Origin of the sequence: Streptomyces sp. (genome assembly GCF_035645055.1) — a bacterium.
Classification (GTDB): Bacteria; Actinomycetota; Actinomycetes; order Streptomycetales; family Streptomycetaceae; genus Streptomyces.
Window position 1 is genome coordinate 24,060 of sequence record NZ_DASQNH010000068.1, and the last position, 12,404, is coordinate 36,463.

At 71.2% G+C, this 12,404-nt stretch carries 12 protein-coding genes; 9 read left to right on the top strand and 3 right to left on the bottom strand.

Translation table 11 applies throughout. From position 1 onward, the window contains the following. Positions 1-37 precede the first annotated feature (37 nt). Positions 38-487: a metallopeptidase family protein gene (locus tag VE614_RS22715; protein WP_324940170.1), complete on the bottom strand. Its 450-nt coding sequence runs from the start codon at positions 485-487 to the stop codon at positions 38-40. Positions 488-728: 241 nt separating this feature from the next. Between VE614_RS22715 and VE614_RS22720 the strand changes: the two genes are divergently transcribed. From VE614_RS22720 to VE614_RS22745, 6 genes are all read left to right on the top strand, one after another. Further along, complete coding sequence (locus VE614_RS22720) at positions 729-1,151, top strand: DUF3499 domain-containing protein (RefSeq protein ID WP_053760356.1); 423 nt, start codon at positions 729-731, stop codon at positions 1,149-1,151. A gap of 155 nt (positions 1,152-1,306) precedes the next feature. Continuing rightward, positions 1,307-2,671, top strand: coding sequence for a phosphomannomutase/phosphoglucomutase (locus VE614_RS22725; RefSeq protein ID WP_324940173.1), 1,365 nt, complete (start codon positions 1,307-1,309; stop codon positions 2,669-2,671). Positions 2,672-2,862: 191 nt separating this feature from the next. Continuing rightward, on the top strand, positions 2,863-3,033 hold the full coding sequence (locus VE614_RS22730; protein ID WP_324940175.1) for a Trm112 family protein: 171 nt from the start codon (positions 2,863-2,865) through the stop codon (positions 3,031-3,033). A 166-nt stretch (positions 3,034-3,199) separates the two neighbouring features. Beyond that, positions 3,200-4,327 carry an SIS domain-containing protein gene (locus VE614_RS22735; protein WP_324940177.1) on the top strand — a complete coding sequence of 376 codons (1,128 nt, stop codon included), beginning with the start codon at positions 3,200-3,202 and terminating at the stop codon, positions 4,325-4,327. A gap of 109 nt (positions 4,328-4,436) precedes the next feature. Then, a complete protein-coding gene (gene manA, locus VE614_RS22740; protein WP_324940179.1) occupies positions 4,437-5,588 on the top strand; it encodes a mannose-6-phosphate isomerase, class I in 1,152 nt (383 codons plus the stop codon). 169 nt (positions 5,589-5,757) lie between these two features. Continuing rightward, positions 5,758-6,738, top strand: a complete 981-nt coding sequence (locus VE614_RS22745; RefSeq protein WP_324940182.1) for a cation diffusion facilitator family transporter — start codon at positions 5,758-5,760, stop codon at positions 6,736-6,738. A 77-nt stretch (positions 6,739-6,815) separates the two neighbouring features. Here VE614_RS22745 and VE614_RS22750 read toward each other — a convergent pair whose 3' ends face one another. Then, positions 6,816-7,022 (bottom strand): hypothetical protein, encoded by a 207-nt coding sequence (locus VE614_RS22750; RefSeq protein ID WP_324940185.1) that lies wholly within the window; start codon positions 7,020-7,022, stop codon positions 6,816-6,818. Between the two features lie 529 nt (positions 7,023-7,551). On the opposite strand from VE614_RS22750, the gene ahcY reads away from it, so the two are divergent. Both ahcY and VE614_RS22760 read left to right on the top strand, forming a co-directional pair. After that, positions 7,552-9,009 carry an adenosylhomocysteinase gene (gene ahcY / locus VE614_RS22755; RefSeq protein WP_324940188.1) on the top strand — a complete coding sequence of 486 codons (1,458 nt, stop codon included), beginning with the start codon at positions 7,552-7,554 and terminating at the stop codon, positions 9,007-9,009. 129 nt (positions 9,010-9,138) lie between these two features. Then, positions 9,139-9,753, top strand: a complete 615-nt coding sequence (locus VE614_RS22760) for a hypothetical protein (protein ID WP_324940191.1) — start codon at positions 9,139-9,141, stop codon at positions 9,751-9,753. 25 nt (positions 9,754-9,778) lie between these two features. On the opposite strand, the gene VE614_RS22765 is transcribed toward VE614_RS22760, so the two are convergent. Further along, positions 9,779-10,774 carry an RDD family protein gene (locus VE614_RS22765; protein WP_324940194.1) on the bottom strand — a complete coding sequence of 332 codons (996 nt, stop codon included), beginning with the start codon at positions 10,772-10,774 and terminating at the stop codon, positions 9,779-9,781. Between the two features lie 130 nt (positions 10,775-10,904). Here VE614_RS22765 and VE614_RS22770 point away from each other — a divergent pair, with 130 nt between their 5' ends. Then, a complete protein-coding gene (locus VE614_RS22770) occupies positions 10,905-11,912 on the top strand; it encodes a stage II sporulation protein M (RefSeq protein ID WP_324940197.1) in 1,008 nt (335 codons plus the stop codon). The last annotated feature ends 492 nt before the right edge of the window (positions 11,913-12,404 follow it).

Below are 12,404 nucleotides of genomic sequence, written 5' to 3' on the forward strand. Positions count from 1 at the left end.
GGTGCGAGCGGTGACGGGGAGAGGGGTACGGGGAGGCTCAGTCCTCCCCGTACCGCGGATCCACCGTCTCCGGCGTCAGCCCCAGCAGCTCGGCGACCTGCTCGACGACGATCTCGTGCACCAGCGCGGCCCGCTCGTCCCGACCCTTGCTCCGGATCTCGACCGGCCGCCGGTACACGACCACCCGCGCCCGCCGCCCGTCCCGCGCCGGAATCGTCCCGCCGAGCGGAACGGCCTCGTCGTTCCACCCCTGTCCGGGCCCGTCCAGCCGCGGCACCTCCAGCACGAGGAAGTCGATGTCGGCGAGCTGCGGCCACCGCCGTTCCAGCCGCTCCACGGAGTCCTGCACCAGATCCGCGAACACATCGGCGCGGCTCGCGGCGAGCGGAACCTGCGGCGGCGCGATCGGGCCGCGCATGCCCCGGCCGTGACGATCACGACGGCGGGGCCCGGGGCCGGCGGCACGGGGCGGTACTCGGTTGTCCATCACTGGTGAAGGGTAGTCCTCACGGACGGCGTGTCGCCGGATGACCATTCCGGCCAAGGTTGGGCTCGTTTCCGTATCTGTCGGGACCGACGACGGCGAGGCAACTGACACGGTTTGTACCGACTGGCGACCGGAGCCTCTGCGCCCCGGGCATCGGAATATGCGCATCTGTGCAGGTCAGTGGGGTATGCCGGAAGGAGTGTGTGGGACGTTTCACAGCGCGACACGGTGGAGTGACCTGGTGGAGAGTCGTCGCGGCCCGCTCAAGAGTGCGGTACCGTCCAACGTCGTGAGCCCTGTACGTCGCTGTTCGCGCACCGCCTGCGGCCGACCCGCCGTCGCGACGCTGACGTACGTCTACGCCGACTCGACCGCGGTCCTCGGCCCGCTCGCCACCTACGCCGAACCCCACTGCTACGACCTGTGCGCCGAGCACTCCGAGCGCCTCACCGCCCCGCGCGGCTGGGAGGTCGTCCGGCTGCTCGACGGCTCGGCGCCCGCCCGCCCCAGCGGCGACGACCTGGAAGCGCTGGCGAACGCCGTCCGTGAGGCGGCCCGCCCCCAGGAACGCGCGGCCCAGGCCGGTGGCGGAGGCCGCGCCGCGGATCCGATGGAAGTCGCCCGCCGCGGCCACCTGCGCGTCCTGCGCTCCCCGGACAACTGAGCACGCTCCCCGGACCGGCGAGCACGGCGAGCCGCAGCCGGAACACTGCCCTGACCTGAGATTACGTTGTGCGTCCGCGCGCCGGACCGCCCGGCACGATCTCCGCGTGGGCGGGTAGTTTGTGGTCACCGACAGGACTTCCAGGAGGGTTGGCCGTGGCTGCTGATCTGTCACAGCTCGTGAAGGCGTACGACGTGCGCGGAGTCGTCCCCGACCAGTGGGACGAGTCGCTGGCCGAGCTCTTCGGGGCGGCCTTCGCCCAGGTGACCGGCGCGAACGCGATCGTGGTCGGCCATGACATGCGTCCCTCGTCGCCGGGCCTTTCCCGGGCCTTCGCGCGCGGCGCGGCGGCTCGTGGCGTCGATGTCACCGAGATCGGCCTGTGCTCCACCGACCAGCTGTACTACGCCTCGGGCGCGCTGAACCTGCCCGGCGCGATGTTCACCGCCTCGCACAACCCGGCCCAGTACAACGGCATCAAGATGTGCCGTGCGGGCGCGGCCCCGGTCGGCCAGGACACCGGCCTGGCCGAGATCCGCGAACTGGTGGAGGGCTGGACCGAGTCGGGCGCACCGGAGCCCGCCGCCCAGGCGGGAACGGTCACTCGGCGCGACACGCTGGAGGACTACGCGACCCACCTCCGCACCCTCGTCGACCTCACCTCCATCCGCCCCCTGAAGGTCGTCGTCGACGCGGGCAACGGCATGGGCGGCCACACGGTCCCCACGGTCTTCGCGGGCCTGCCGCTGACGCTCGTCCCCATGTACTTCGAACTGGACGGCACCTTCCCCAACCACGAGGCGAACCCCCTCGACCCGGCGAACATCGTCGACCTCCAGAAGCGGGTCCGCGAGGAGGGCGCCGACCTCGGCATCGCCTTCGACGGCGACGCCGACCGCTGCTTCGTGGTCGACGAACACGGCGACCCGGTCTCCCCGTCCGCCATCACCGCCCTGGTCGCCTCCCGCGAACTGGCCAGGCACGGCGGCGAGGGCGTGATCATCCACAATCTGATCACGTCGTGGTCGGTCCCGGAGGTCGTCCGCGAGAACGGCGGCACGCCCGTCCGCACCCGCGTGGGCCACTCGTTCATCAAGGCCGAGATGGCGCGCACGGGCGCGATCTTCGGCGGCGAACACTCCGCCCACTACTACTTCAAGGACTTCTGGAACGCCGACACGGGCATGCTGGCCGCCCTGCACGTCCTCGCGGCCCTCGGCGGCCAGGACGGCCCGCTGTCGGCCCTGGTGGCCCAGTACGACCGCTACGCCGGCTCCGGCGAGATCAACTCCACGGTCGACGACCAGACGGCCCGCCTCGCCGCGCTGAAGACGGCCTACGAGTCCCAGGAGGGCGTCACCCTCGACGAACTCGACGGCCTCACCGTCACCGCCGCCGACTGGTGGTTCAACGTCCGTCCCTCCAACACCGAACCCCTCCTCCGCCTCAACGCCGAGGCCCGCGACGAGGCGACGATGACCAAGATCCGCGACGAGGTCCTGACCATCATCCGAGCCTGACGCTGCGCCGCGCTCCGTCTCCACGGCACGGGGGGTGGGACCGAGTCTCCGGTCCCACCCCACCACCTTCGCTCAACCCCGGCACCCCACCCCCCACGGCGGTACGCTGACCAGGCACATCCGCACACGGAGCGCACAGCACCCCGACCGCATCCCACCGGCCACCCCACCCCATCTGGAAGGGAACCCCCATGCCGCTCGAAGCCGGCCTCCTGGAGATCCTCGCCTGTCCGGCCTGCCACGCCCCCCTCACGGAGCAGGACACCGAGCTGATCTGCACCGGCCAGGACTGCGGCCTGGCCTACCCCATCCGCGACGGCATCCCCGTCCTCCTCGTCGACGAGGCCCGCCGCCCGGCTTGATCCGGAAAGAATCCGGCGCCGGAGGAAACCCGGGCGACCCCGAGCGGGCCCAGCCCGGCCCCCTCCCCCGGCCACGGCAGGACGACTACCGGCACGCACCCCAGGCACAGAGCACCCCCACACAGGCGACCCGCACAGACGACCCGGCGTTCGGAGGCTGCCGCCCATGCTCGACGAATCGCTGCTCGACACCCCCGAGGCCCTTGCCGAGGCAGATCACAGAGGCCTGCTGCGCGGCGCCGCCGAGGCCGGCGCCCGTGTCCGCACCGCCGCCCGGCACGCCGCCGAGGCGGGCATCGGCGATCTGAAGCCCGACGGGCGCCCCCGAGCGGTCCTGATCGCCGGCCCGGGCGCCGCCGCGACCCACGCCGCCGATCTCCTCGGTACCCTCGCCGGCCCCGGCAGTCCGGTGACCCGGCTCGCCCCGACGGGCGTCGCCCCGGCCGCCGGAGCCCTGCGCTGGGAACTCCCGGGCTGGGCCGGGTCGGTGGACCTGCTGCTGATCACCACTCCGGACGGCACCGAGCCGGGCCTGGCCCTGCTCGCCGAGCAGGCCTACCGCCGTGGCTGCACGGTCGCCGCCGTAGCCCCGGCCGGCACCCCGATCGCCGAGGCCGTCGCCGGCGCGCACGGTCTCTTCGTACCGCTGGCCATGGCCCCGTACGAGCACGACGAGCCTTTCGCCGCCTCCGCCCCCGGCGTCCTGTGGGCCCTGCTCACACCTCTCCTCGCGCTGCTGAACCGGATCGGCCTGCTCGGCGCCCCCGCCGACGTCCTGGAGAAGGTCGCCGACCGCCTCGACCAGATCGCCGAGCGCTGCGGCCCGGCCATCGCCACCTACAGCAATCCGGCGAAGACGCTCGCCGCCGAGCTGGCGGACGCGCTCCCGGTGATCTGGACGGAGGGCACGTCGGCGGGCCCGGCGGGCCGCCGCTTCGCCGCGGCGCTCGCGGAGCTGTCCGGCACTCCGGCGGTCGTCGCCGAGCTGCCGGAGGCGCTCGCCGCGCACAGTGCCCTGCTGGCCGGCCCGCTGGCGGCCCGCGCCAATCCGGACGACTTCTTCCGGGACCGCGTCGAGGAGCCACCGGCTCTCCGCGCGCGCGTCGTGCTGCTCCGCGACCGCCCGATCGGCGGCCTCACCGCCGCTCCGACCGCCCGTGACCTGGCCCTGAGCCACGACACGCCGATCAGCGAACTGGAGCCGGACCCGGGCGGCGAACTGGAGACCCTGGCCGAACTGATCGCCATCACGGATTTCGCCGCCGTTTACCTGGCGCTCGCCTCAAGGGCCTGACCTGTCCCAGGACGCCCTGATCACCGTAGGGCCCAGGGCGGCGCCGTACGCAGGAGAACGGCGCCGTACGCACCAAGCACCCGCCGGCAGAAAGAACCCGGAAACACCCATGGACCGCCTCGACAACACCATCCGCCCCTACGCCTGGGGCTCCACCACCGCGATCCCGCAGCTGCTCGGTGCCGAGCCGACCGGCGAACCCCAGGCGGAGATGTGGATGGGCGCCCACCCGGGCGCACCCTCGCGGACCTCACGCGGCACGCTCGTCGAGGTCATCGAGGCCGGCCCGGAGCGCGAACTGGGCGAGCGGGCCGTCGCGAAGTTCGGCCCCCGGCTGCCGTTCCTGCTGAAGATCCTCGCCGCGGGCGCCCCCCTCTCCCTCCAGGTGCACCCCGACCTGGCCCAGGCGAGAGAGGGTTACGAGGACGAGGAGCGCCGCGGCATCCCCGTGGACGCCCCGCACCGCAACTACAAGGACGCCAACCACAAGCCGGAACTCGTCTGCGCAATCACCGAGTTCGACGGCCTGTGCGGCTTCCGCGACCCCGACCGGGCGGCCGACCTCCTCGACGGCCTCGGCGTCGACTCCCTCAAGCCGTATGTCGACCTGCTGCACGCCCACCCCCAGGACGCGGCCCTGCGCGAGGTGCTGACCGCCGTTCTCACCGCCGACCGCGAGGAGATGGCCGGTACGGTCGCCGAGGCGACCGCCGCCTGCACCCGCCTCGGCGGCGCCTACGCGCCGTACGCCGACATCGCCCACCACTACCCGGGCGACCCGGGCGTCATCGCCGCGATGCTGCTCAACCACGTCCGGCTCCAGCCCGGCGAGGCCCTGTTCCTCGGCGCGGGCATCCCGCACGCCTACCTGAACGGCCTCGCCGTCGAGATCATGGCCAACTCGGACAACGTGCTGCGCTGCGGTCTGACCCCCAAGCACGTCGACGTCCCCGAACTCCTGCGGATCGTCCGCTTCCAGCCGAGCGACCCGGGTGTGCTGCGCCCCGAGGCCTCCCCCGACGGCGAGGAGGTCTACGAAACCCCCATCGACGAGTTCCGGTTGTCCCGGTACGTCCTCCCCGAGGGCGGGGCGCGCCACGACCTCACCCGCCCCACCCCCCAGATCCTGCTCTGCACCGCCGGCGCCGTACGGGCCGGGGAACACGAACTGCGCCCCGGGCAGTCCGTCTTCGTCCCGGCGGGCGAGACCGCCGAGGTGACGGGCTCCGGCACGCTCTTCCGGGCGACCGTCGTGGCCTGACCATCTGAAAAAGGTGTGGCCTGACCACCCGGAAAAAGGGGATACGCACCCGTGAGGAGCCGGTAAGGGCGGCCTGGCACGCCGCCCGCGCGGGGGCTGCAACAATGGCCCCCCGTCAAGGCCGGGCAGAGCCCGAAACGGCGTACGTACGAAGGGACAACGCGAACACATGAGCGCGTCAGGCGGTACCAAGGCGATCGTGGCGGCACTGCTCGCCAATCTCTCGATCGCGGCAGCGAAGTTCGTGGCGTTCCTGTTCAGCGGCTCGTCGTCGATGCTCGCCGAGTCGGTGCACTCCCTCGCCGACTCCGGCAACCAGGGCCTGCTGCTCCTCGGCGGCAAGAAGGCCCAGCGCGAGGCGACCCCGCAACACCCCTTCGGCTACGGCCGCGAGCGCTACATCTACGCCTTCCTCGTCTCGATCGTCCTCTTCTCCGTCGGCGGCATGTTCGCCATCTACGAGGGCTACGAGAAGATCAAGCACCCGCACGAGATCAAGTACTGGTACTGGCCGGTCGGCGTCCTGGTCTTCGCGATCATCGCCGAGACGTTCTCCTTCCGCACGGCCATCAAGGAATCCAACGTCCTGCGCGGCAAGAAGTCCTGGAAGGAGTTCGTCCGCCACTCCAAGGCGCCCGAGCTGCCCGTCGTCCTCCTGGAGGACCTCGGCGCCCTCGTCGGCCTGATCCTCGCCCTCGGCGGCGTCAGCCTGGCCCTGCTCACCGGCGACGGCGTCTGGGACGGCATCGGCACCCTCTGCATCGGTGTCCTGCTCATCCTGATCGCGCTCGTCCTGGCCGCCGAGACCAAGTCCCTGCTCCTCGGCGAGGCCGCGGGCCTCGAAGACGTCCAGAAGATCGAGGCAGCGATCGTCTCCGGTGACGCCGTCACCCGCATCATCCACATGCGCACGCTGCACCTCGGCCCCGAGGAACTGCTGGTCGCCGCCAAGATCGCCGTCCAGCACGACGACACGGCCACCCGGATCGCCGCCGCCATCGACGCCGCCGAGGCCCGCATCCGCGAGGCCGTCCCGATCGCCCGCGTCATCTACCTCGAACCGGACATCTACAGCGAGACCGACGCCGCCAAGGGCCCCGACCGGGAGGCCACCCCGGGCGGCCCGACGCCCCACGGCGCCGGTCACTGACCCTCACGGCAAGGGCCCCGGCCGCTCGGAAGGAGCGACCGGGGTCCTTGCCCGTTCCCCGCCGGCCGCGCCGGGTGTCACACGTGTACCGGCCACCACCGCGTGAGCACCGCCGGCCGCCGCTCCACAGTGCGCGCCTCGATCGCGATCACGGAGAAGAAGGCCCGCGAGTACCGCGACTCCACCCGGTGGTCGCCGAGCAGGAACAGCCGCCCCTCCGGCACCAGCAGGTCGTACGGCCGACGCGGCCCGTCGCCGACGCCGTCCCGGACGCACGGCTCCAAGAGCGGCTTCCCGTTGCGTGCGATCCTCCTCTCCGGTCCCGGCGGCCCCCGCACGGCACACCACCCGGGCGCCGCCCACCCGCTGCACGACGTCCACCCCCGACAGCGCTCCGGCGCCCCGTTACAGCACGACTTCCCCGCGCCGCACCTCGTCCGTCCCGATGCGCCGCTCCCTCGTCCCGGGGCCGAGCCCTGCTCCCGGAAAGGCGGCGTCCACGCCCATCGGCTTCCGCGACGGCGGCGCCGGAACCCGCAGCCGCTTGCTTGCCGCTCCAGTGATATGCGCGATGTGTTCCCTCATGGGCTGGGGGCAGAAGGGCCGACCGGTGTAGCTTGGGACGGAGCCAGACGTCGCTGCTGATGGCGGTCGGGCGGTCCCACCGGGGACCGACCGAGGGAGAGAGGGCCTCCGACGGACTGCGCTGCGCGTACGCGGGCATGTCTGTGCCCTCTTTCGGGCACCCCGGTGTCCGCCGCCGCGCAGATCAGCCGTACCCACCTCGCCCCAACCTCCGAGGAGCAGCTCGTAATGACGACTGTCGACAACCGACAGGACTTCAAGGTCGCCGACCTCTCCCTGGCCGCCTTCGGCCGCAAGGAGATCACCCTCGCCGAGCACGAGATGCCGGGCCTGATGGCGATCCGCAAGGAGTACGCGCAGGCGCAGCCCCTCAAGGGCGCCCGCATCACCGGCTCCCTGCACATGACCGTGCAGACCGCCGTCCTCATCGAGACCCTGGTGGCCCTGGGCGCCCAGGTCCGCTGGGCCTCCTGCAACATCTTCTCCACCCAGGACCACGCGGCCGCCGCCATCGCCGTCGGCCCGAACGGCACGCCCGACAACCCGCAGGGCGTCCCGGTCTTCGCCTGGAAGGGCGAGACCCTGGAGGAGTACTGGTGGTGCACGGAGCAGGCGCTGACCTGGCCGAACACCCCCACCGGCGGCCCGAACATGATCCTGGACGACGGTGGCGACGCCACCCTCCTCGTCCACAAGGGCGTCGAGTACGAGAAGGACGGCAAGGTCCCCTCGCCCGACACCGCCGAGTCCGATGAGCACCGCGTCATCCTCGAACTGCTGACCCGCACGGTGGCCGAGAGCCCCCAGAAGTGGACCCAGCTGGCGTCCGAGATCCGCGGCGTCACCGAGGAGACCACGACCGGCGTCCACCGCCTGTACGAGATGCAGCGCGAGGGCACCCTCCTCTTCCCGGCGATCAACGTCAACGACGCCGTCACCAAGTCGAAGTTCGACAACAAGTACGGCTGCCGCCACTCCCTGATCGACGGCATCAACCGCGCCACCGACACCCTGATCGGCGGCAAGACCGCGGTCGTCTGCGGCTACGGCGACGTGGGCAAGGGCTGCGCCGAGTCCCTGCGCGGACAGGGCGCCCGCGTGATCATCACCGAGATCGACCCGATCTGCGCCCTCCAGGCCGCGATGGACGGCTACCAGGTCACGACCCTGGACGACGTCGTCGAGACCGCCGACATCTTCATCACCACGACCGGAAACAAGGACATCATCATGGCCAGTGACATGGCCAAGATGAAGCACCAGGCGATCGTGGGCAACATCGGCCACTTCGACAACGAGATCGACATGGCCGGCCTCGCCAAGGTCCCCGGCATCGTCAAGGACGAGGTCAAGCCGCAGGTCCACACCTGGACGTTCCCCGACGGCAAGGTGATCATCGTCCTCTCGGAGGGCCGCCTGCTGAACCTGGGCAACGCCACCGGCCACCCGTCGTTCGTGATGTCCAACTCCTTCGCGGACCAGACCCTGGCCCAGATCGAGCTCTTCACCAAGCCCGACGAGTACCCGACCGACGTCTACGTGCTGCCCAAGCACCTCGACGAGAAGGTCGCCCGCCTCCACCTGGACGCGCTCGGCGTGAAGCTGACCACGCTCCGCCCCGAGCAGGCCGAGTACATCGGCGTGAAGGTCGAGGGCCCGTACAAGCCGGACCACTACCGGTACTGAGCCCGCACCCACTGCCGGGGAGCGCGCCCGTTCCCCGACGCGCTCCCCGGCAGCAGATCCTCCGAGGCAGGCCCCCGCACCCCCGTGCCGGGGGCCTGCCCCGTTGGCTCATCAGACCCCAGGAACCCCATGCCCCGCGGCCGCTATTCGCTCCACGATCCGCACGATCACACCCCCCTCGCAGAAGAGCACTTCCACTGCGCCCCCGGCCCCTCCGGCTGGCGCTACGTCTCCCAGCTGACGTCCCCCTCAGGCGACCACCGTGGCTCAGTCGACCTCGCTCTCGACGAGCTCGGCCGCCCCATCCGCCTGGAACTGCACGCGGGTGACTGGCAGGTGCGCGGCGCCGCCCTCGACGGCGTCACCTGGGTCCGCACGGACCCCACCGGCGCTCACGCCACCGAAGGCAACGTCCCCGCCCACGCCTTCACCGGCACTTCCCCCGCCTTCCTCGTCGCCACCACCCGTCTCCTCCGTCTCACCCCCTCCGGCCCGGCCACCCGCGTACGCCTCGTCGCCTTCACGGACCCGGTCCTCGCCCCACGCACCCTCGACCAGTCCTGGGCCCTGGTGAACAGAGAAACACACGCCACTGACAACGGCCCTCTGACCGTGGACGAGTACCAGGTCACGGCCCTGGACACGGGCGAGCAGCACGCCGTGCACATCAGCGGCGACGTGGTCCTCGCGGCCCCCGGGATCGAGCTGGAAGACCTGGAATCGCCGCCGTCCGTCTTCGGGTGAGTGGCGCCGACCGACCGCCGCTGACTCACGCCGGGGGGACGAACCCGGTGGCAGGCCGGTCGCCGGAGACAGGCGACGCCTCGACGGGGCCGTAGTGACTGGCGTAACCCGAGTGACCGGCGGGGCTGGAGGGACTGGAGGGACCGGCGGGGCTGGTGGGACTGGTGGGACTGGTGGGACTGGAGGGACCGGGGGGACCGGCGGGACCGGAGTAAGGCGTCCCGCCCGTTGCTGGGACCCCGCTCGAGGGCTGCGTACCCCCGACCGCCGGACCGCTCCCGTACACCCGCCGGACTTCCCGGGCCTGCCGCTCCTGCAACACCGCCGCGAGATAAGCGCCCGGAGGCACCCCCTGCGGCACCGGCGCCCCCGTCCGAGCCGCCAGATCGGCGGCGAGACGTTCCGCCATCACCCACCCCACCTGCGGATCGAGCTGCTGCATCCGTGCCAGGTACTGACGCACGGCCAGCCACAGACCATCCGGCACCGCGGACAGATCGAGCCCCGAGAACCGCCCGGCCAGCCAGGGCGGAGGCGGCGGTACGAATCCGACGCGCGCCGCGGGCACCCGCTCCCGAACGACGAGAGTCCCCGCGAACACGTCCCCGAGCCGCCGCCCCCGCGCCGAGACCAGCGAGGCGATACAGGCGACGACCCCGAACGTCAGCAGGATCTCGATCACCCCGATCGCCCCGCGCACCAGCGCGTGCCGGAACCGGATCGGCCCGCCGTCGTCCCGCACCACCCGCAGCCCGCACGCCAGTTTCCCGAGCGAACGCCCATGGCTCAGCGTCTCCACCGCGATCGGGGCACCCACCAGGACCAGCACGAACGTCGCCACGGACACCGCCGTCCGCGCGGCCTCGTCCCACGAGGCCGTGGTCAGCACCAGCATCATCGACACGGCGAGATAGGCCAGCACCGCCACGGCCAGATCGAGCAGCACGGCCAGCGCCCTGCTGGGCAGCCTCGCGGGGCGCAACTCCAGCGCCACCGCCTCGCCCGTCACCAGCTCACTCACGCCCGTCCGCCCTTCCCCTGGCCGCCCCGAGGATCGCCAGTCTGCCAAGCTGAGCGCACATCGCGCCTCAGTACGACAAGCTGACATCCACGACGAGTCCCCGACGAGCAGCCGAGGAGCAGGCACACCGATGGACCTCGACGTCTTCGTCTCCGCTCACCGTGCGGAGTGGGACCGCCTGGACGCCCTGCTCCGGCGCCGGCGCCGCCTGACCGGCCCCGAAGTCGACGAACTCGTCGCCCTCTACCAGCGCACCGCCACCCACCTCTCCCTGATCCAGTCGAGCGCCCCCGACCCGCAGCTCACCGGCCGGCTCAGTCAATTGGTCGCCCGCGCGCGTGGAGCCGTCACAGGCACGCGCCGAGCCTCCTGGCGCGACGTCACTCACTTCCTCGGGTACGGGTTCCCCGCCGCCGTGTACCGCTCCCGTCACTGGTGGGTGCCCACCGCGCTGCTCTCCACCCTGGTCGCGGCCCTGCTGGGCTGGTGGATCGGTACCCACCCCGAGGTCCAGGCCACCATTGCGGCCCCGGCCGAACTGCGCGAGCTGACCCGTCCCGGCGGCGAGTACGAGTCCTACTACTCCAGCCACCCCGCGGCGTCCTTCGCCGCCCAGGTCTGGACGAACAACGCCCAGGCGGCCGCCCTCTGCCTGGTGATGGGCGTCTTCCTCGGCCTCCCGGTCATCTGGATCCTCTTCCTGAACATGCTCAACCTGGGCATCGGCTTCGGCCTGATGTCCGGAGCCGGCCGCCTCGACGTCTTCCTCGGCCTCGTCCTGCCGCACGGCCTGCTGGAACTCACCGCCGTCTTCGTCGCCGCCGGCACCGGCCTCCGGCTCGGCTGGACCCTCATCGATCCGGGTCCGCGCACCCGCCGCACCGCCCTCGCCGAGGAAGGCCGGGCCGCCATCGGCATGGCGATCGGCCTCGCCCTCGTCCTGTTCGTCTCCGGTGCCATCGAAGGCTTCGTGACCCCCTCCGGTCTGCCGACCTGGGCCCGCATCACCATCGGAGTCATCGCCGAGCTGGCCTTCCTGGTGTACGTCTACCTCCTCGGCGGCCGAGCGGCGCGCGCCGGCGAGACGGGCGACGTGGAGGCCACCGAACGAAGCGCCAGCGTGCCGACCGCCGCCTGATGTGCGACCACGCCCGCGGAGCTGCTACTGTCCTCTTCGTTCCCGCGAGAGCCGTTGACACGGAGCGCGTGGGGAGGTAGATTTAAACAGTTGCCTGGACTGGACATGATCCGGTCGGCCACCTTGAGAATCTATCCGCTTCTCGAAATATTGATTTCGACGAAGCCACTCCCGATGAAATCGGAACGAATGGCCGGTCAAACCGGCGCGGAAGTTCTGATAAAGTCGGAACCGCCGGAAAGGGAAACGCGAGAGCGGGAACCTGGAAAGCACCGAGGAAATCGGATCGAGAAAAGATCTGATAGAGTCGGAAACGCAAGACCGAAGGGAAGCGCCCGGAGGAAAGCCCGAAGAGGGTGAGTACAAAGGAAGCGTCCGTTCCTTGAGAACTCAACAGCGTGCCAAAAGTCAACGCCAGATATGTTGATACCCCGTCCATCGGATCTCCGATGGTCGAGGTTCCTTTGAAAAAACACAGCGAGGACGCTGTGT

Coding starts and splice junctions, on each gene's coding strand:
- VE614_RS22715 (WP_324940170.1), bottom strand. CDS start 487: ATGGACAACCGAGTACCGCCCCGTGCCGCCGGCCCCGGGCCCCGCCGT.
- VE614_RS22745 (WP_324940182.1), top strand. CDS start 5,758: ATGAGCGCGTCAGGCGGTACCAAGGCGATCGTGGCGGCACTGCTCGCC.
- manA (WP_324940179.1), top strand. CDS start 4,437: ATGGACCGCCTCGACAACACCATCCGCCCCTACGCCTGGGGCTCCACC.
- VE614_RS22730 (WP_324940175.1), top strand. CDS start 2,863: ATGCCGCTCGAAGCCGGCCTCCTGGAGATCCTCGCCTGTCCGGCCTGC.
- VE614_RS22760 (WP_324940191.1), top strand. CDS start 9,139: ATGCCCCGCGGCCGCTATTCGCTCCACGATCCGCACGATCACACCCCC.
- VE614_RS22770 (WP_324940197.1), top strand. CDS start 10,905: ATGGACCTCGACGTCTTCGTCTCCGCTCACCGTGCGGAGTGGGACCGC.
- ahcY (WP_324940188.1), top strand. CDS start 7,552: ATGACGACTGTCGACAACCGACAGGACTTCAAGGTCGCCGACCTCTCC.
- VE614_RS22735 (WP_324940177.1), top strand. CDS start 3,200: ATGCTCGACGAATCGCTGCTCGACACCCCCGAGGCCCTTGCCGAGGCA.